Here is a 19,074-nt window from a genome sequence, read left to right as displayed (position 1 = left end):
ACATCGGACCTCGCCTTACGCCGTAGAGATGTTGACTCGAGCACTCCTGCTGTCTCTCAACCCACGACTCGAACAGCCTCGGACGTACCGGCCGAGATTCTCAGGAGTTGGTCGACAGCACCCACATCGAGCGGCCGAGCGAAGAGGAATCCCTGACCGGTATCGACCCCCTCCGCTCTGAGCCGCATCAGCTGCTCGTCATGCTCGACACCCTCGGCGACGGTTTCGAGCCCGAGCACCTTGCCGAGTCGGACCAGCGTGTGGACGATGGCGGCAGAGTCTGACGAGTCGGCAATCCCTGAGACGAAGGACTGGTCGATCTTCAAGACATCAATGGGGAATTGCTGTAGGTACGCGAGCGACGAGTAGCCGGTGCCGAAGTCGTCGATGGCGAGCCGCACCCCAATCGCCTTCAGCTGTGCAAGTCGGGCCAGGGTGCACTGGACGTCGTTCATCAAGGTGGTCTCAGTGAGCTCCAACGTCAACATGCCGGGATCGAAGCCGGACGCCGCGAGGGCGCCATGGACATCGTCGACGATCCGGTCCCGTCCGAGCTGAACAGCCGAGATGTTGACTGACACAAACAATGGATGACCCTGATTCTCCCATACCGCACCCTGTCGGCACGCGACCTCGAGCACCCACTGACCGACCGGAATGATGAGGCCGCTCGATTCGAGGAGGGGGATGAATACGTCGGGCTGAAGGACGCCCCGTTCCGGATGGTGCCAGCGCAAGAGTGCCTCAACGCCGGTAACCGCTCCGGAGGCGAGGTTGATGGTGGGTTGGTAGACCAGGAAGAGCTCGTCGGCTTTGAGGGCGCGATGTAGATCCACGTCGAGGTTTCGGAAATCGTCGACGGCTTTGCGCATCGATGGGGAGAAGGGCACGGCGCGCCGCTTGCCGGTGGCCTTGGCCCGGTAGAGGGCGATGTCGGCATCTTGCAGCAGCTCGTCAGGTGTCGCCCGGACGTCCTCGGCGATGCCGATGCTGGCAGTGACTGCCAACGGAGTGTCGTGGCCCGGTATCTCGAATGGGGTCGCCAGTACGTCAAGGATCCGATCCGCCACCACCTGGGCACCTGCTGCCAGTGAGGTGCCCTCGAGCAGCACGACGAACTCGTCACCACCCAAACGTCCAACCGTGTCCACTTCACGAAGCGCACTCGTCATTCTGGTTCCGACCGCGAGGAGCAGCTGATCGCCTGCTGCGTGGCCCAAGGTGTCGTTGATGTCCTTGAAATCGTCGAGGTCGAGGAACAGTACGGCCAAAGGGGTGCGCTGTCGTCGAGCACGCGCCAGCATCTGACCAGCCCGATCGAGGATCAAGGCCCGATTGGGGAGTCCGGTGAGCGAGTCGTGGAAAGCCTGGTGGTGGAGCTCGTCGGTGCGTTCATGCACCAGAAGCAGCGCCCGAGAACGGCTGGTGCCGAGCACATAGATCAAGGTTGCGAACAACAGACTGAGCATGATCCCACCCAACAACAGGGTAAGGGCGTCCGCGTTGGAGAGCATTCCAGCGCCGGTCGACGCACCGAAGACCCGGACATGCCATCCGTTGTGCAGGTCGATCGTCGTCGACTGCGCTCGGATAGGTGTCGAGCCGGCCTTGAAGATCGCCTTGGGAGAATCCTGGCCGTAGTTGAATGTCACCGCGGTGAATGGATGGTGTTCCAGGGCGGCCTTCAAGAAGACACTCGGGAGGACCTCCGTGCCGGTCCAACCGATCAACGCGCTACGGCGAGCTTGGGTCGTCGTCGGCACGACGCCGCCACGGTAGATGGCGGTCCCCACTACCAGCATTGCGTTCTTTCCCTGTCCGTAGGGAAAGTACGCGGCCCGGCCCGAGTCCCGAGTCTCAACCAGCGCCGGGCCTAGCGGGCTGTCGCAGTAGTCGATGCCGGCGGGAAGGTTCTGTTGCGTGCCCCGTGATCGCTCTACTGTCTGGAAGCAGTAGTAGGGACGCCGTCCCGCCGGAGTGACCTGGAAGGTGCCATCGGCAGCCAGCGGACCTGAGGGGTCGGCGGCTTCTCGGGCGGCAAAAGCACTCAGCTGTGATGCCGGGACAAGTGTGACCTCGCCGATATTCATGACTTCTGGGTATTGCGCGAACACCCGAATGGAGTTGGTCCACTGTACGAACTGAGACTGGGTGGCATTGGGATTGCCGATCAAGAAGGCTCCGGCACCTAGTGCGAGGTCTTGTTGGTGTTGGATGGTCTCCGTCAGCGACGAGGCGATCTCCGCAGAGGTCGCGGCAAAGGCCTGATGCGACTTCTGGTCCTGCTCCCGTCCCAGCGCATTGGCCCCCATGATCGAGCTGGCAGAGCCCACAAGGACCAACAGCGCTGTCGTCGCTGACCAAACAGACCGTCGCGCGATCATCGGCCTCGATCCCCTCCTCCTCGTGCTCGCCAGATCATCCGTCGAGCACAGTCGGGGTCGGCAGGAGTCGCCTGGGTAATGGTTGCGTCGAGCGTTCAGAATCCGGGGACTCGACCGTTGGCGCTACCGTTGTCTTTGAGGATCGGCACAATTGGGGTGGACCCTTAGCCCGTGCCCATGATGATTCCGAGCGCCGATACCAATGTCTGTGGTTACCTACCAACCAAGAATGGGCGGTCGGCCCACGTTCGACCCCTACGAGGAGTCGTCGGCGCCTTCCGGCGACGAGCGGCTCGCCCGCCACACCCCGAATCCGAGGCCGGCGATGGCCAGCAGGGGCAGCACGACGACAGCCCCGGCACGCTCGTGGCGCAGCGCAAAGGCGGCGACCACGATGACGAGGGCGGCCACCAGGACCTCGGGGGTGTCGTCGACGAAGAACGACCACAGGAACCGACCGGTGGTCCGGACCACCCGACGCAGGGCGCCTCTCACCTCGCCATGTCCTCCACCACCACCCGGGGCGCCTCGACGGAACGGCTGCGCCCCGGCTCGGTGCGACGGAGCGCCGCCACCATCACCGCGGCGGTGACGGCGAACACCCCGATGAGCACCGGGAGGGCCAGGTCGCTCCCGGGCCACCTCACCCCCGCGCCTTCACCGACCCAGAACGTCCCGAAGCTGGTGAGCATCACGCCGACGACGGTCTTCACGGCGTTCTCGGGCACGTTCGAGAGCTGCCGGGCGACAACTGCCCCGGCGACCCCCACGACGAGGGCCGCACCGCCCGCGGACAGTGCGGCGACACCGAGGCGATGGGCGCTCGTGCCCAGGCTGATGACGATGAGCACCACCTCGAAGCCCTCGAGCATCACGCCCTTGAAGGCCACGAGGAAGGCGGCCCCGTCGCGCCGGTCGGCAGGGTGGTCGGAGCCGGCAAGGCCGCCCACGGTCCGGGCGTAGATGGCGTCCTCGTCGTGCTTGGCCAACCGGCCACCCCCACGCAGGACCGCCTTGCGCAGCCAGGACATTCCCAGCAGGAGCAACAGCGCGCCAACGACGACGCGCAGCGTGTCCACGGGCAGGTAGCCGGCCAACGGGATCCCGATGGCGGCGGTCAGCACCGCCAGGGCGACGAGAGCCACCACCGTGCCTTCGAGCGCCGAGCGCCAGCTCCGGGTGCCCGCCGCCACGACCAGTGTGAGCGCCTCGACCATCTCGACGGTGCTGGCTCCGACGACCGCCAGCACCAGTGTCGCCGTCGATGTGGCACCACCCGACGTCACCAGAGAGAGAACCGGTCTCATCGTCACGCCCGCATGGGTGTGGCCGGGACGATCGGTGACGGGAACGGCGGCGGGGTCGGGGACGAGGACACGGTCGGCAACTCCGCTCCGGAGACACCCGCCCCATTCACCCTTTCGAAGGCCACACAGCCCACCTCGTCGAACCTGAGCCCGACGACCTCGCCGCGGGCCACCCGTCCGAGGGCGCTCACGTTACCCATCCGCCCCCCGCCGTGAAGATCGATGGCCAGCTCGTAGCCCCGTCCCCGGAACGCCACGTCAGCGACGGTCCCCACCGCATGGCATCCCTGGCCGCGGGCTTCGCACAACCGCACGGCGGCCGGCCGGATGAGAAGCGACGCCTCGTCGCCCCGGAGGGCGTCGGAGACGCGCGCCAGCAGGGGCCGCGACCACGCGAGCGACAGGGGCTCGACCTCGACCATGCCGTCGGCGCGAACCGGGCCCCGGACCCGGACGGCGAGCTCGCCTGAAATGCCGGTGAAGCGGGCCACGAATGGCGACACGGGGTTGGCGTAGACGTCCTCGGGTGCGCCCATCTGGACCAAGCGGCCATGCTCGAGCACCCCGACCTGGTCGGCCAGGGCGAAGGCCTCGGCCTGGTCGTGGGTGATGTACAGCGCGGTGGCTCCGCAGTCGCGCACGAGAGCCGAGATCTCGACGCGCATGCGATCTCGCAAGTCGGCGTCGAGGTTCGACAGCGGCTCGTCGCACAACACCAGTCCCGTGTCGCCGACGAGGGCACGGGCCAGGGCAACGCGCTGTTGCTCCCCTCCGGACAGCTCTCCCGGATAGCGTCGGGCCAGCCGCTCGAGACCAACGCGCGCGAGCATGTCGGCGGCGCGCTGGCGGCGCTCCGTCGTGCCGACGCCGTGACGGCGGAGGGCGAACCCCACATTGTCCTGGGCGGACAGATGCGGCCAGAGCGCGTAGTCCTGGAACACCATCGACAATCCCCGCCGCTCGGGGGGCAGGTGGACACGGCCGTCAGCAACGAGCCTGCCACCGATGGTGATCGAGCCGGTCGAGATCCGTTCGATCCCGGCCAGGCACCGCACCAGGGTCGTCTTGCCGGAGCCCGACGGCCCCAGGAGGACGATGAACGTCCCCGCCGGTGCACGGAACGACACGTCCTCGAGCGCCACCGCGCCGTTCGCGAACACCTTGCCCACCCCGTGGATCTCGAGGTCCTCAGCCACGTGCCATCGCTCCGATCCGTCGCCAGCCCCGCGGCGCCAGCAGTCGGTAGGCGCCGAGGACCGTTCCCACCACCGCCAGGGCCAGCACCACGGAGATCACCGCCTGGGCGATGCCGACGCCGTAGTGGTAGTTGCCCAGGTTGTCCTCGATGGCCACCGAAATGGGCGGCGACCCCGGGGCGTACAGCAGTTGCGAGATCGGCAGCTCGAGGAACACCGCGCAGAAGGTCAGCAGCCAGGCCATGACCAGAGGTCGTGAGATCGCCGGCAGCACGCCCCGGCACCATCCCCTGACGGGCCCGCACCCGTGAGTGCGGGCGGCATCGTGCAGGGAGGGCTGGATCTGCGAGACCGAGCCGAACAGGATGCGGGCGTTCGTGGGGAGGCTGGCGGCCACGTACGCGATGACGAGCAGCGTCGTCGTCTGGTACAGGTCGAGGCCGATCTTGGACATGAACGGCAGGTTGTACGCGAAGATGTAGCCCGCCGCGAACACGACGCTCGGCAGCGCCACCGCCGCCAGCAAGAGGAAGTCGAGGAACCTCGTGGCCCTGGTCCGTGTGCGCGCCAGCATCCGGGCGGCGACGAAGCCGGCGACCACCGTGACCGTGGCGGCGACGGCGCCGTAGAGAACCGAACGCCCGATCGGCCCCAACAGCGTGGGGTCGTGGAGGATGGTGACGTAGTTGCTGAGGGTCACGTGGAGCGACGACCCGTAGTCGCCGAGCAGCGACCCGCTGACGGCGCCGAACCCGGGGATGCCCAAAGCCACCAGCCCGAGCAGTCCGACCCCGCCGAGGGCGGCGGCGGTCCCCCGACGGGTGAGCACCGTGGGGTTCACGGGCCGAGAGCGTCCCGACAGCACAGCGTACGACCGACCCCGTAGTGCCCGGGCCTGCAGCGCCAGCGGCAGCGCCACCGCCGCCACCAGTAGCCATCCGATGGCCGCCGCCGCCGGGAAGCTCGGGGGGAAGGTGTCGATGGCAGCGTAGAGGTGATACGTGGCGAGCGGGAAATGGGCGCGGTACGCCAAGGTGGCCGCCACGCCGAAGTCGCTCACCGACTCCGCGAACCCGATGGCCAGTGCCGACCAGATGGCCGGTGCCAAGATGTGCGACACCAGGCGCAAGGTGGCGACCCGGCCGGCACCGTGCACGCGGGCGGCATCCTCGAACTCCTGGCCCAATCCCGCCAGCGCGGCGGACACGGCGAGGAAGGCAAAGGGCACGCACCGCAGCCCGAGGAGGAGCACGACGCCGGCGGGCCCGAGGACGAGATGGGTGACGGCGGGAAGGTCGAGCCCCACCCGGTACATCACCCCGTCGGGCTGCACGAGGCGGATCCACCCGAGGGCCGGCAGCCACGACGGGAGCAGCAGCACCAGCCACATGCCGCCCCACACCCACCGCCGCCCGGGCATCGACGTCCGGCAGGCCAGCCAGGCGACCGGGAACCCGATGGCCACGCCGATCGCCGCCGCCGCCACGCTGACCCACATCGAGTCGACGAGCGCCACCACGGTGGCCCCCGTGAAGGCGTGGCGCAGATAGCTGAGCGTGAACCACTGCGATCCCTGGTCGAACATGCGCGGCGAGACCGCCAGGACCATGAAGCAGAGACACGGCGCCAGGATCGCGACCACGATCACGATCCAGAACACGGGTCGGCCGCTGCGGGTGATCCGGTCCCTCCACCGGTCTGTGACCGGACGCAGCCGCCGGAGACGTGAATCCGGAGCCGTGAGCCCCGTCCCGGGCTCACGGCCGAGCGCGACGTCGCCCGGATGGGTCAGGGTCACTGCGCTACCGTTCGACCTGCGGTCCAACTCGTCGCACTGTCGGGGTCACTGCACGATGGTGCTGTCGAACCACGTGTTGATCTGCGATTCGCGCGGGCCCCACACGTACGGATCGATGCTCTGGGTCTGTACACCCGACAGCGTGGGCAGCGACGGCAGAGGCTTCTCGCCCTTCAGCACGGGGTAATAGAGCGAGTCTCCCGTCGGGTCCCCGGTCTGCATGACGCGCTGGCCTCGAGCGGACAGGACGAACTCGACGAAGCGCTTCGCTTCCGACTGCACCTGCGACGACGCCTTGGCATCGATACCGATCGCCGAGGGAAGCAGCGTGACCGGGTCGAGGTACTTGACCCGCAGGGACGGGTCCGTGGCCTGCGCACCAATGCCGGCGGAGCTCTGCACCAGGGCCACCTTGATCTGCCCGTTTGCGAGCGCCTGGAGCGTGGGGCCATTGGTGGGGTTGATGACCAGGCCGTTGGCCTTCAAGGTGCTGAAGTACTGGTCGCCCTGCGTGATCCCGTTGCTCCCGCCGAGGTAATTCATCATCCCCGCGATGAATGGGAATGTGGGACCGGACTGCGAAGGGTCGTTCATCCCCACGGCGCCCTTCCACTTCGCCTGGGTGAGCTCCTGCCACGAGCTGGGCGGGTCCGAGAGCTTCGACGAGTCGTAGACGACCGCAGCCATGAGCGTCACACCCGTAGGGACGAAGCTCTTGTCCTTCGGGACCGACTGCTGACCCACGGAGTCCCACGAGGCGGCGGGCTCCCAGCCCTTGAGCAGGAGCCCCTGGTCGTCGAGACCGGCAAAGGCGGTGGCGCCGTCGACCCACAGGAGGCCCCAGTTCGGGTTGTTCCTCGACGCTTCGATCTGGGTGAGCAGCGGGCCCGTCGAGTCGTCGTCGAGCTTCACCGGGATACCGGTGGCCTTCTGGAACGCCGTGGTCTCGGCCTTGTCGTAGCCCTGGGCGGAGTACACCACCAGGGTGACGGGCTTGACCGACCCGGTGGTGGCGGCGCCGGCGCTGCTGCAGGCGGCCAGCCCGAGCGCCGAGGCGCACAAGGCGGCCCATGCCGCCGGGGTGGGCCGGCGCTTGCGCGCCCGGACGGGCCGTGGGTCCGACAGATCCGTGAGCACGACGAGACCTCCATATCCGTCATCTGGGGTATCCAACGACGGTTAGGACCGTAGGTATCGAAGGTGAACTCGACGTCAGGCCTCCGTGACCACGAAATGAACTCTTGGGACCGGGGGGCAACCGCTGTGGCCCTGGCACGGTCTCGCAGCGCGCCAGCGCCTCCCGGGCGGCCGCCGATCCCGAGGCACCGATGTCGTCACAGGGCGGTCAACCACCGAGTCAGGGCGGGCAGGCTTGGCTGCCGCCACGACTCATCCCGGATGCCCGAAGGCTGAACTTCAGCGAACGGTCAGTGTGAAACGTTGCATCGCATTGGGTGAGCCGCCATTCGACGCGGTAATCGCGATCGGGTAAGTGCCCGTCGTCCCAGCCTGCGCTGTTCCTGCGAGTTTGGCTCGGCCGTCATGTTGGTCGACGAACGTCACGCCCATCGGCAGGGCGCCGCTCTCGGTCAACGTGGCATGAGGCGAGCCGTGCGAGCGAACGGTGAACGTCTTCATCCTCCCGATCCTGAAGGTCGCCGATGGTGACGAGGTGATCGTCGGCGCGACGAACAGGTGAGCTTCGAGGAAGGTGAGTGTGTTCGGCATCTCGACGTTTGTGTATGCAAGCGCGTGCGCACACTCGCTGTTCAGGTCGACGGTTACCGACGTGCCCACCCTCGTGAGATCGCCGGCCAGCTCGGTGGCCTGCGCCGGATCAACGATCTCGCACGTCGGGCTGAAGTCGGTCGAGTTCGCCAGCAGCGTCGGCGGGTCACCCGCCGCCACCCAGGACGTGGGAGAGGCCGACTCGGCCGTCGCCAGACAGGTCGGGTTCGACAGGTCGCTACAGCCGAGGTACTCATCGCCATAGGAGACCTGCAGCGGGACGACGGGCTCCTCCTCGGGAAAGCCGGTGACGAAGTCGTAGGGGCCGGACCAGCCGACGACGGCCTTCACCTGAGCGGACGGCTCGTTCTGGAAGGCTTCGAGAGCGGACTCCAGGGCCAGATACGCCCCGGCCGAAGACCCCCACAGGCCCAATCGGTGCGGGTCGACGTGGAACGTGCGGGCATGGGCCCGCACGTAGCTCACGGCCGCCATGACGTCTTGGACCAGGGCCGGGAATCCCACGAACGTCGGGGTGGTCAGCCGATAGTTGACGGAGAAGGCCGCCAGGCCGTTCGCGGCGAGAGTCATCGCCTGCCTGGAGAACTCGGACTTGTCGCCGCCCACGAAGCCGCCGCCGTGGACCAGGATCACGCCCGGGGCCTTGCCCACCGCTCCGCTCGGGAGGTAGGCGTCCATCTCGTGATAGGTCCCATCGACACAGGACCGGTGGGCGCTTTGGTAACAGAGGTTGGATTCGGTGACCACCGCATACGACGCACCCGCGAGCTTCGGTGTCGCCACCGCCTCTGTCAACGTCGCCGTTCCCACAAGCGCAGCAATCGTCGTCACGCTGAGCACTCTCCGCACAGAGGCGACGACACCGGATCGAGCTGTCCTGCGAACTGCTTGGGCATCACGCGGACGACAGCGATCCATGACACTCCTCAGCGCGGCTTGACAGATCGCCGGTCAGACTAGCGGGAAAGGTTTCCGCGTTCCATCGATTCCCCGGCCGTTCGCGCCCGAAATTGCGGATGCCAGACCGCTGCGCGACCAGCTCAGCCAGCTCATCGACGCACGATAAACGCCGACCAGCTCGGAATCCGCGGCCGATCAGCCAGCGATCCGATCATCGAGGTCCACGAAGCTGATTACGAGCTCGACCCCGAGCTCTTCGGCGGCCTTGTCGAGGGTCGGCAGGCTGGGGGACACGTTGCCGGCCTCGAGGCGCGCGACGGCGGACTGGGTCGTGCCGAGACGCTCCGCGAGCTCGCGCTGGCTGAGCCCCCGCTTCTCCCGGAGCTCGCGGATCTCCATGGCGAGCCTGATCGTCCGCCCGGCGCGCTCGCAGCCACGGCGGCGAGCTGGCGAGTCGGCCCGCTCCTTCTTCACTTCGTCCCAGGTCTTGCGCGTCATTTGCCGTCCTCCGCGGTGTGCCCCTCGGCGATGCAGGTCTGCATTGCGCTCCATGGCCGTTGGACTTCCGGTCGCTCTCGCTGGCGCGTCTTCACGAACACGGTGAGCAGCACGATCCTGCGGCCGCCGGCGATGGAGTACGTGATCCTCGTCTGCTGGCGGCCGAGGTGGAAGCGCAACTCCCGGAGCTTCCCGCGGAGCTGTCGGGTGAAGGGCTCGGGAGCGCGAGGAGCCATGCCTTGACCTCCTGTTCCAGCTCGATCTACCCCAAGCCATAGCAGCGATGCTATGCCCGGGGTGTGACAGCACGTCCCGGCAGGGGAGGACCGCCAGCTCGCCCGCGCTCTGGGCTCGGCGTGGCCGAGCTGTTCGATTCCCGTCGACGCTGGCCTGGGCGCATTGGCCCCGGCCAGCGACGACGTTGAGCAAAGATGTGGCGGAGGCGATGGGACTATGTTCGAACCCCTCCTGGCCCGCTGACCTGGGGTTATGCGGCGTGAAAGGCTGAGCTAGGGCGGAATTCGGCTGCCGAGGGGCTCACCGCAAGATCGGCACCGGAACTGATGGGACCATGTTCAAACCCCTTCCTGAGCGCAGCCGGCGTCGAACAATCCCGCCGGTAGCCCGAGGCAACTGGGCTTGCCGACACACCGGTGTCAGCAAGGTCGGTGGGCTCAACGTCGCGAATGCTCGCGACTGTCGACTGCCCCCGATCGGCATCTACACGCTTGGGGTACCCGCCGTGGCCACGTCCACACCGACGTGAAGGCCTGGGGCGCATCCCACCTGGCGGTGTACTGCAGGTGTCTCACGTCATCCCGACAGACAGGTTCCCGTCCCGGTTCATCCTGGGGTCCGAGCCGCGGCCCCTCGGCCCCCAGCTGTCGCCTCGCCCTGGCGACCTCGCGGAGACGTCGCAGGGAACCAGGCCCCGTGCGGAGATTCACAGGGCGGGTCATCGCCACGATGGCCCGAGTCAGCAGGCCCGCGGCGGCCCCCGAATGACTTTGTACCCTAGCGGCCACACCGCCCCCGCCGTAGGGTCGTTCGAGAAGTACGGACGGCTCGCGACGTCGCAGAGGTCGGGGGGGTCTGATGCGGGAAGAAACATTTGACATCGTGGTCGTCGGCGGTGGCCACAACGGCTCGACGATCGCGGCCTATCTCGCCAAGTCGGGCCTCTCGGTCGCGGTGTGCGAAGCGCGTCCGGAATGCGGCGGTGGCCAGGAGAACACCGAGCCGCGTCCCGGGTTCCGCATCGACCCGCACGCGACCTATCTCTACGGCGGCGCAGCGCCGGGCTTCGATCAGCTCGAGCTGTGGAAGTACGGGATGCGGATGGTCTACTACCCGTCGATGTCGGGCGTCGTCACGCTCGACGGCATCGCTGCGAACTTGGGGAGCAGGTGGCGCCCAGACATCGGCGAGGAGGCCGCTCGCCGCTACTTCCCCGAGCACGCCGGCGGGATGGGCGGCCTCGGCGATGCCCTCTCGGAGCCGGCCATGCGCGAGCTGCTCCGAGCGCTGTTCTGGACGCCACCGCACCCGCGCCAGCACGAGGTCGACGAGGCCGATCTGCCTTGGTGGAAGGTCTTCCGAAAGCACGTCCCCGACATCTGGACCGACCGCCTGCTGGACATGAGCTACTGCGATTTCCTCGAGGAGTTCGTGCCGTGGGAGCCGGCTCGCGTGGTCGCAGCGATGGGCGCCTGGTACTGCGGCGCGCACCCCAACTGGGACGGAATGCTGCTCCCATCGATCGGCGGCACGCTGCTGTTCACCTACTCGGGGGGCTCGCCACGCGGGGGAATGCACACCTACGCCCACGCGATTATCCGGTGCGCGATCGCGCACGGGGCTCGGATCCTGACGAACTCGCCGGTCGAGGAGATCGTCGTCCGCAACGGCCGTGCCGTTGGCGTCCGGCTCTCCGCCGAGGCGTCGTACCCGGAGAAGACGATCTGGGCGCGCAAGGCGGTGATCTCCGGGGCCGACGTGAAGCAGACGTTCCTGCGCCTCGTCGGTCTGCAGCACACCGACGCAGGGTTCGCCCAGCGCATCGCCGACGTGTCGCTCAAGGGGGGCAGCCTCTTCGTGATGTCGGTGATCTGCCGTGAGCTCCCGAAGTATCACGGTCGCGACGACGCCTTCCCTGAGGACGTCTACCCGTCGTGCGTCGTCGGCCCCGCCGACTCGATGGAGTTCGTCTACACCCAGACCCGCGACGCGTACTCGCACAAGAAGGCCCCGGAGCACCTCACGCCGGAGCACCTCACGATGATGATCTGCTCGCATGATCAGTACGACCCGACCCGCACGGTGGAGGGCTACCACGTACTGTCGCCGATCTACCTCGAGTGCCCCCCGCCGCAGTACGACGTGGACGGGCCCGCGGCCTACAACCGCAGGAAGAAGGAGATCGTCGACGCCGCACTGGCGCTCATCGAGCGGATGGCGCCGAACATGAACTCCGACAACATCGTCGACGTCTTCGTCAACACGCCGTACGACTCGGAGTTCCGCAACGCCGGGATGTCCGGCGGCAACTGGTACGGGGCGCGCCAGTCGGCCGACCAGTGGTTTGGCACAAGACCGATCCCCGAGCTCGCCCGGTACCGCACGCCGATCGACGGGCTCTACATGTGCAGCCAGAGCATGCATCCCGGGGGGCTCTGCCTCATGGCGGTGCCGTACAACCTGATGCACATCCTCATCGAGGACGGCGTCGTCGAGCCCGCGAGCTGGTGGTATCCGTCGGACTGGTACGTGCCGGAGGCCGGTCGCCAGATCGTGGGGGTGTCGTGATGGTCAGAACTGGCTACGGCATGGAGCCGACCGAGCACATCCTCGACGAGTTTCCCGAACGCTCTGTCTTCGACGTCGCGATCGTTGGCGGCGGGCCGAACGGACTCATCGCCGCCGCCTACCTCGCTCGGGCCGGCCTGCGCACGATCGTCGTCGAGCGCCGGCACGAAGTCGGCGGCGGGCTCGCCACCGAGGAGACGCTGTTCCCCGGCTACTACACGAATCCGCACGCCATCTACCACATGATGACGGACTACATGCCCCTGTTCCGGGACTTCGATCTCGGCGCGCACGGGCTCGCGTTCGTGAAGCCGAACGCCCAGACCGCCGCGGTCTTCTCTGACAAGACGAGCGTCATGCTGTGCAACCAGGTCGAGGACACGAAGGACTCTATCGCCAAGTTCAGCCAGCGCGATGCGAACAACTTCGGGAAGGTCATGCGCCAGTGGCGGCGGCTCGTCGACGACGTGATCGCACCAGGCACCTATCTCCCGCCGATGTCACCGCTGGACATGATCGAGGCGTTCGAAAAGACCGAGGCCGGTCGCGAGGTGCTCCGGCTCACGGAGATGTCGCCGATCGAGATCGTCAACGAGCTCGTCGAGGACGACCGTGTCCGCACCCTGCTCCTGTACGCCGCGTGCATGTGGGGGCTGAACCCCCACGAGAGCGGCCTGGGCTTCCTCGTCCCGTTGTACATCGATCGCGCCGCCAACAAGGCCCAGTGCTACGGGGGATCCCACAAGCTTGCCGGGTCGCTGTCGCGCGAGATCCTCCGCAACGGGGGCGTGGTGCTCGACAACGCCGAGGTCACGTCCCTCATCGTCGAGAACGGGCGGGTGACCGGGCTCGAGGTCTTCGACGGGCGCGTGATCGAGGCGAAGGCCGTGCTGTCGAGCCTGCCACCCCCGATCACCTTCGGGAAGCTGCTGCCGAGCGGGAGCGTGCCGCGGGAGCTCCAGCGCGTGTCGAAGGAGTGGGAGTGGGACGACTGGTCCTTCTTCACCGTGGCGGTCGCGACGAACGAAGCGCCGTACTACGAGACCGACGACCCCTGGGTCAACGACACCTTCATGGTCGTGACGGGATTCGACTCGACCGAGCAGCTCCTGCGGCACTGGGACGGCGTGCTCGCAGGACGCCTCGACCTCGACTGCGTGGGAGGGCACGCCACAGTCGAGACGCGCCACGACCCGACGCTCGTCCGCGTCCCCGGGCACCACGTGAGCTTCATTCAGGCGCACGTCCCGTGGGCGATCGAGGGCGGTTGGAAGGCCCGCCAGGACGAGCTGGCCGACGTGCTCCTTTCGAGATGGGGGCGCTCGGCTCGCAACGTCTCGCCGGCGAACATCGTGCTGTCGACCGCGGAGAGTCCGCTCGACATCGAGACGCGGCTCCCGAACATGGTGCGCGGGTCGATCAAGCACGGCGCTTACAACGCGCTGCAGATGGGCGTGTTCCGGCCGCACGACTCGTGCGTCGCGGGCCGCACACCGCTCGAGGGGCTCTATCTGTGCGGCGCGTCGTCGTACCCCGGAGGGCTCGTCATCGGCGGGTCCGGCTACATCGCGGCGAACTCGGTCGCCGAGGACCTGGGTGTGCAGAAGTGGTGGACTCCGCCGGACTACGTGCGACGGTATCGCGTGACGTATCTGTCGTGAGGCTCAGGTCTCGGGGACTCGGCCGCAAGGAGCTCGTGATGGACTTTCGCGAGTACGACGTCACCCGCGAGGGCAACGACGTGATTGTGACGGGGACGATCCGCGAGCCCGTCAACTGGGACTTCACCATCCGCATCACGGGCGACGACATCCCGGGGATGCTGCGGCTCGGGCTGCACCGCTACACGCTCGCGATGGCTGCGCACTGGCTGTTCCGCCGCCGGTCGAGGTCGTCGGCAACCCCGGAGTCGGCTCCCGCGGCGAAGCCCGAGCCGATGGTTTCGCCCCGAGCCGTCCGCAAGGCGCCGCGGGCAATCGGCTCGCCTCGACCGGCTCAGTCGGGGGTCGACACCGAGGAACCCGAGGTCGAGGAACTCGAGGCCGGAGAACCCGACGAGGTCGCAGCGGTCGCAGCGGTCGACGTGGCGCCGCAGCATCCCGCCGAGGAGCGGGTGCCGGCCCGCACGACGGCCGACTTCGGGACGCCCCGCCGACGGGGCGAGCCTGCCGGCGGGCCCAAGGTGGCGACGGACACCGTCGCGGGAGGAGCAGCAACTTGAGTCGGACCTACGAGGCAATCGTGATCGGCTCAGGCCACAACGGCCTGTGCCTGGCCGCCTACCTGCAACGCGCCGGCCTCTCCACGGTCGTGCTAGAGCGTCGGCACGAGGAGGGGGGCGGCACGAACACCGAGGAGCCCGTCCTGCCCGGCTTCCGGCACAACATGCACGCCCAGTTCATGGAGTTCTTCGACATCATGCCGATGATCCAGGATTTCGGACTGGAGGACCTCGGCCTTCGCACCGTGATGCCCGAGGCCCAGGCCGGCATCACGTTCGCGGACGGACGCCCTCCGGTGATCCTCCACCGTCCCGACCTCCTCGACCGCACGCACGAGAGCATCGCTCGCTACTCGCGTGCAGACGCGGACAGGTACGTCGAGCTCAAGCACCGCGCAGCCTCGCTCGAGCAGATGCTCGCCGCCAACCTCTACACGATCCCGCAGCCCGTCAGCCTCGACGAGCAGGGCGAGATGATCACGAGCGGGTTCGGCGACATGGGCGTAGGGCCCCAGTTCCTCATGAAGTCCCCCAAGAACGTCATCGACGAGCTCTTCGAGACGCCTGAGCTCCGAGCCCTGCTCTACCGGGCATGCGTGGAGTGGGGCTACCCGATCGACGGGCAGGGCACCGGCGCGGGCTTCTTGCTCTTCGTGATGTGGACGCTCGGCAACTGGAAGCTCGTCTGCGGCGGCACGCACGGCCTCGCCAAGGCGATGACCCAGGCGTGCTACCGCGAGGGCGTGGACCTCGTCGAGAACGTCATGGTGGACCAGGTCATCGTGGAGGACGGCCGTGCGGTCGGGGTCAGGACCCGGCTCGGCGAGTTCCGCGCCACCAAGATCGTGGCGTCGAATGCGGACCTACGACAGACCCTCCTCGACCTGGTCGGTGAGGAGCACCTCAGCGCGCTGTGGGTGCAGCGTGCGCGCGCGTACCGGTACGGACCCAGCCACGTCCTCGGGACGCCGTGCTTCTGCCTCTACGAGCCGCCCCACTACAAGTCCGCCCGCTGGGACCCGGCCATCGACCGGTGCTTCTACACCATGGTCGGCTTCGACGGGCCGGACGACACGGTCCGCTACATCCGCGACGCTTACTCGGGCCAGGTGCCCAAGCCGGCGGCGGGCACCTGGGTCAACAGCCTGTGGGACGCGTCACAGGCGCCGCCCGGGCGACATGCCGCCACCGGGTGGTACTTCCTGCCGTGCGCGAGCGAGCTCACGGCCCAAGAGTGGGCCGAGGTGCGGGCGACCTTCAACGAGCAGTTCCTCGACGTCTGGCACGAGTCGGCGCCCAACATGAACCGGGACAACGTGATCGCCCACAAGCTCTACACGCCCGACCAGATGGAGCGCAAGAACCTGATGCGGGAGGGCGACTTCTCCAACGGGGAGTTCTCGGCAGACCAGATCGGCGCGAACCGGCCCTTTCCGGAGGCCTCCAACTACCGCACCGAGATCGATGCGCTGTACCTCTGTGGCCCCTCGGCGTACCCCGGCGGCGGGGTCCATGCGGCGTGTGGCTACAACGCCTACAAGGCGATCGCTGAGGACCTCGGGCTGCCCAGCCCGGCGCTCGCCGAGCGCGGGTACTGAGAGGGGTCCGGATGGCAGACATCTACACGCCCGAGTGGTACGCCGAGGTCCGCGACGCCATGAACGCGCGGATCGCGACGATGAGCGAGCTGCCGACGGGCGAGATCCTGATCAAGGTGGAGATCGTCGGCGACGGCGTCTCGCCGTACGTTGCGGCAGCCGCGGAGCGCCACTTCCTCGTGAAGATCGAGGACGGTCGGTGCGCCTGGTACCGAGAGGTCGAAGGCGACGACCCCGCCCTCACCTTGAACTACAGGTTCCGCGGCTCCGCGACGACGTTCGACGAGATCGCTGCGGGCCTGCAGGACCCGATCAACGCCGCGCTCCAAGGTGCGATCACGGTCCGCGGGGACATGCGGTTCCTCATGCGCCAGGCCGAGCAGGTCAAGGTCCTGCTCGAGGCCTACGCGACCGGGGTGCAGACGTCCTGGCCGAAGGGCCGTCCCCCCTATGCCCCGACCGAACAGGAGCAGGTCCGTGCGTGACGCCTACGACGCCGTCATCATCGGGGCCGGGCACAACGGGCTCACGCTCGGTGCCTACCTGGCCCGCAGCGGCCTCGAGGTGCTGGTGCTCGAGCGCCGGCACGAGGAGGGCGGGGGACTGTGCACCGAGGAGCTCACCCAGCCCGGGTTCCTCCACAACGTGCATGCCAACTACCACACGTTCGTCGACCTCGCGCCGCCCGTGCACGACCTCGACCTGCGCGGACACGGCGTCGAGTACGTCCGACCCGACGTGCAGATGGCGTCGATCTACGACGACGGCACCGCGCTCACGATCCACACGGACCTCGACAAGACATGTGGATCGATCGCCAGGTTCTCCGAGCAGGACGCCGAGACCTTCCGCCGCCTCTACACCGAGGCACACGGCTACGTCGACCTGCTCCTCGGCACGCTCATGTACCAGCCGCCGATGTCGGTCAAGGAGCTGACGAAGGCGCTGTCGATCTTCGGCGTGGAGGGCCGGTCCGAGTTCCTCTCGGTCAAGCTGCGTCGCGAGACCATCAACCAATTCCTCGACCAGCACTTCACGCATCCCAAGGTGAAGGCGCACCTCGCCTTCCACGGTGCGGTGTGCGCCTACACTAACGACGTGCCGGGGCTCGCGATCGGCTTTCCGCTCCTCGTCGGCAAGATCGACAACTGGCACCTGTGCGTCGGCGGCTCGCACCGCCTCGCCCATGCGCTGTGGCGCGACCTCGCGCAGCACGACGGCGTGATGGTCAGCGACGCCGACGTCCGGGCGATCGTCGTCGACGATGGCCGCGCCGTGGGGGTCCGCCTCGCGGACGGCGCCGAGATCGCGGCGCGCAGGCTCGTCGCGTCGACCGTGTCGGTGGAGCAGACCTTCCTCGAGTTCCTCGAGCCAGCGGCGCTGCCGGCGGAACTGCCCGAGCGCGTGCGGAAGGACATCAAGCACAAGGACTGGTCGCTGTTCTCGGTGCACCTCGCGATGTCCGCACTGCCGCGGTACGAGGCTGCCGCATTCGATCCCGACGTGGACCGGGCGTGGGTTGTCAACCTCGGCTACGGGTCGCTCCAGGAGTTGAACGCCGACTTCGCCGCGGTGCGCGCGGGACGGCTCCCCGAGCCGAAGCCGAACGCGGCGGTCAACTCGCTCTACGATCCGACCGACGCGCCCGCGGGGTGCGTCACCGGCCTGCTTCGCCAGTTCGCACCGTTCTCGATCGCCCAGGGAGGCGAGGGCGAGTGGGAGAGCCTCGGTCGGTGGTACGGGCACCGCTGCATCGAGGCGTGGCGTCGCTACGCGCCGAACCTCACCGACGCCTCGATCATCGACTGGGTGCCCTACACTCCGCTCGAGATCACCCAGAAGCTCCCGAACATGGTCCGCGGGGACTGGATGATGGGCGAGGTGAGCCTCGCGAACATGCTCGACCAGCGTCCCCTGCCCGAGCTCGGCCAGTACCGCACGCCGGTCGATGCCCTCTACATGGCCGGCTCGACCCAGCACCCGCACGGCTTCATCACGTTCGCCCCCGCGTACAACGCGCTGCAGGTGATCGCCGACGACCTCGGTATCGACGCGTGGTGGCGGCAAGTGTGACCTGGGCTGTGGGGTCCACCGGCGGCCAGGGGCGCGGCCCTACCCGGGTTCGCCTCGCTGCGGGGGTGGAGGCATCCGGGCTTGCGAGCATGCTCGCGAGCCTCCTCGAGGACAACCTTCGCGACTTCCCAACACGTGCGTTGGCCGCCCGCCTCGCCCGCGGCGACGTCGTGCTGCTCGCCTCGGATCGCGACATGGCGGTGACGCTCTCGTTCCGGTCCGACGAGGTCGTGATCGACGAGGGGGCGCTGTCCGGCGTCCCGACCCTGGCGGGCGCGTGGCTCGACCTCGCAAAGCTGTGCAGCGGGCAGCGCTCCGCGTTCGCCTCGATGCGCTCCGGCGACCTTCGGATAACCCCGGGACGGGGCATGCGGGCGGCTGCGGGGGCCGGCCTCGCCCTGTCTGTCCCGAGGTCCTTCTACGACGAGGATCAGGGACGAGGCTGGCGTCGACGGACGCTCATGGCGCTGGTGGTGCTGGGCGCCGTCGTACTCGTCGCACTTGTCGTGCATCGGGAGGGTGAGACATGACCCACGTCCTGCTCG

The 19,074-nt window shown here is 67.9% G+C and carries 16 protein-coding genes; 7 read left to right on the top strand and 9 right to left on the bottom strand.

All coding sequences use genetic code 11. The features are described 5' to 3' along the window. Positions 1-56: 56 nt before the first annotated feature. The 9 genes from VMV22_06930 to VMV22_06890 all read right to left on the bottom strand — a co-directional run bounded on the left by VMV22_06930 (position 57) and on the right by VMV22_06890 (position 10,068). Entirely contained in the window at positions 57-2,384 is a 2,328-nt protein-coding gene (locus VMV22_06930) for an EAL domain-containing protein (protein HUY22058.1), read from the bottom strand. A gap of 255 nt (positions 2,385-2,639) precedes the next feature. After that, the gene (locus VMV22_06925; protein ID HUY22057.1) at positions 2,640-2,858 is read right to left on the bottom strand and encodes a hypothetical protein; all 219 of its coding nucleotides are present in this window, start codon (positions 2,856-2,858) and stop codon (positions 2,640-2,642) included. Between the two features lie 17 nt (positions 2,859-2,875). Next, positions 2,876-3,697 carry a hypothetical protein gene (locus VMV22_06920; GenBank protein HUY22056.1) on the bottom strand — a complete coding sequence of 274 codons (822 nt, stop codon included), beginning with the start codon at positions 3,695-3,697 and terminating at the stop codon, positions 2,876-2,878. Beyond that, positions 3,694-4,887 (bottom strand): ABC transporter ATP-binding protein, encoded by a 1,194-nt coding sequence (locus tag VMV22_06915; GenBank protein ID HUY22055.1) that lies wholly within the window; start codon positions 4,885-4,887, stop codon positions 3,694-3,696. The genes VMV22_06920 and VMV22_06915 overlap by 4 nt, the downstream gene beginning before the upstream one ends. Continuing rightward, a complete protein-coding gene (locus VMV22_06910; protein ID HUY22054.1) occupies positions 4,880-6,547 on the bottom strand; it encodes an ABC transporter permease subunit in 1,668 nt (555 codons plus the stop codon). Before VMV22_06910 ends, VMV22_06915 begins: the two co-directional genes overlap by 8 nt. A 183-nt stretch (positions 6,548-6,730) precedes the next feature. Next, entirely contained in the window at positions 6,731-7,822 is a 1,092-nt protein-coding gene (locus VMV22_06905; GenBank protein ID HUY22053.1) for an extracellular solute-binding protein, read from the bottom strand. Positions 7,823-8,101: 279 nt separating this feature from the next. Further along, complete coding sequence (locus VMV22_06900; protein HUY22052.1) at positions 8,102-9,265, bottom strand: alpha/beta hydrolase; 1,164 nt, start codon at positions 9,263-9,265, stop codon at positions 8,102-8,104. Between the two features lie 264 nt (positions 9,266-9,529). Then, positions 9,530-9,832, bottom strand: coding sequence for a helix-turn-helix transcriptional regulator (locus VMV22_06895; GenBank protein HUY22051.1), 303 nt, complete (start codon positions 9,830-9,832; stop codon positions 9,530-9,532). Then, positions 9,829-10,068, bottom strand: a complete 240-nt coding sequence (locus tag VMV22_06890; GenBank protein HUY22050.1) for a type II toxin-antitoxin system RelE/ParE family toxin — start codon at positions 10,066-10,068, stop codon at positions 9,829-9,831. The genes VMV22_06895 and VMV22_06890 overlap by 4 nt, the downstream gene beginning before the upstream one ends. Before the next feature lie 859 nt (positions 10,069-10,927). On the opposite strand from VMV22_06890, the gene VMV22_06885 reads away from it, so the two are divergent. From VMV22_06885 to VMV22_06855, 7 genes are all read left to right on the top strand, one after another. Continuing rightward, a complete protein-coding gene (locus VMV22_06885) occupies positions 10,928-12,637 on the top strand; it encodes an NAD(P)/FAD-dependent oxidoreductase (protein HUY22049.1) in 1,710 nt (569 codons plus the stop codon). Further along, positions 12,637-14,298 carry an NAD(P)/FAD-dependent oxidoreductase gene (locus VMV22_06880; protein HUY22048.1) on the top strand — a complete coding sequence of 554 codons (1,662 nt, stop codon included), beginning with the start codon at positions 12,637-12,639 and terminating at the stop codon, positions 14,296-14,298. Before VMV22_06885 ends, VMV22_06880 begins: the two co-directional genes overlap by 1 nt. A gap of 38 nt (positions 14,299-14,336) precedes the next feature. Beyond that, on the top strand, positions 14,337-14,858 hold the full coding sequence (locus tag VMV22_06875) for a hypothetical protein (protein HUY22047.1): 522 nt from the start codon (positions 14,337-14,339) through the stop codon (positions 14,856-14,858). Positions 14,859-14,878: 20 nt separating this feature from the next. Beyond that, complete coding sequence (locus VMV22_06870; protein ID HUY22046.1) at positions 14,879-16,456, top strand: NAD(P)/FAD-dependent oxidoreductase; 1,578 nt, start codon at positions 14,879-14,881, stop codon at positions 16,454-16,456. Between the two features lie 11 nt (positions 16,457-16,467). Next, positions 16,468-16,941, top strand: coding sequence for a hypothetical protein (locus VMV22_06865; protein ID HUY22045.1), 474 nt, complete (start codon positions 16,468-16,470; stop codon positions 16,939-16,941). Further along, positions 16,934-18,529, top strand: a complete 1,596-nt coding sequence (locus VMV22_06860) for an NAD(P)/FAD-dependent oxidoreductase (protein HUY22044.1) — start codon at positions 16,934-16,936, stop codon at positions 18,527-18,529. Before VMV22_06865 ends, VMV22_06860 begins: the two co-directional genes overlap by 8 nt. A gap of 89 nt (positions 18,530-18,618) precedes the next feature. Continuing rightward, a complete protein-coding gene (locus tag VMV22_06855) occupies positions 18,619-19,059 on the top strand; it encodes a hypothetical protein (GenBank protein HUY22043.1) in 441 nt (146 codons plus the stop codon). The last annotated feature ends 15 nt before the right edge of the window (positions 19,060-19,074 follow it).

The organism is Acidimicrobiales bacterium, from assembly GCA_035531755.1.
Taxonomy (GTDB): Bacteria; Actinomycetota; Acidimicrobiia; order Acidimicrobiales; family UBA8190; genus DATKSK01.
This window is presented reverse-complemented; position numbering and strand designations above follow the sequence as displayed.

Excerpts from the sequence above, each read along its gene's own strand:
- VMV22_06930 (HUY22058.1), bottom strand. The coding sequence starts at position 2,384 with ATGATCGCGCGACGGTCTGTTTGGTCAGCGACGACAGCGCTGTTGGTC.
- VMV22_06895 (HUY22051.1), bottom strand. The coding sequence starts at position 9,832 with ATGACGCGCAAGACCTGGGACGAAGTGAAGAAGGAGCGGGCCGACTCG.
- VMV22_06890 (HUY22050.1), bottom strand. The coding sequence starts at position 10,068 with ATGGCTCCTCGCGCTCCCGAGCCCTTCACCCGACAGCTCCGCGGGAAG.
- VMV22_06885 (HUY22049.1), top strand. The coding sequence starts at position 10,928 with ATGCGGGAAGAAACATTTGACATCGTGGTCGTCGGCGGTGGCCACAAC.
- VMV22_06880 (HUY22048.1), top strand. The coding sequence starts at position 12,637 with ATGGTCAGAACTGGCTACGGCATGGAGCCGACCGAGCACATCCTCGAC.
- VMV22_06875 (HUY22047.1), top strand. The coding sequence starts at position 14,337 with ATGGACTTTCGCGAGTACGACGTCACCCGCGAGGGCAACGACGTGATT.
- VMV22_06865 (HUY22045.1), top strand. The coding sequence starts at position 16,468 with ATGGCAGACATCTACACGCCCGAGTGGTACGCCGAGGTCCGCGACGCC.
- VMV22_06855 (HUY22043.1), top strand. The coding sequence starts at position 18,619 with ATGCTCGCGAGCCTCCTCGAGGACAACCTTCGCGACTTCCCAACACGT.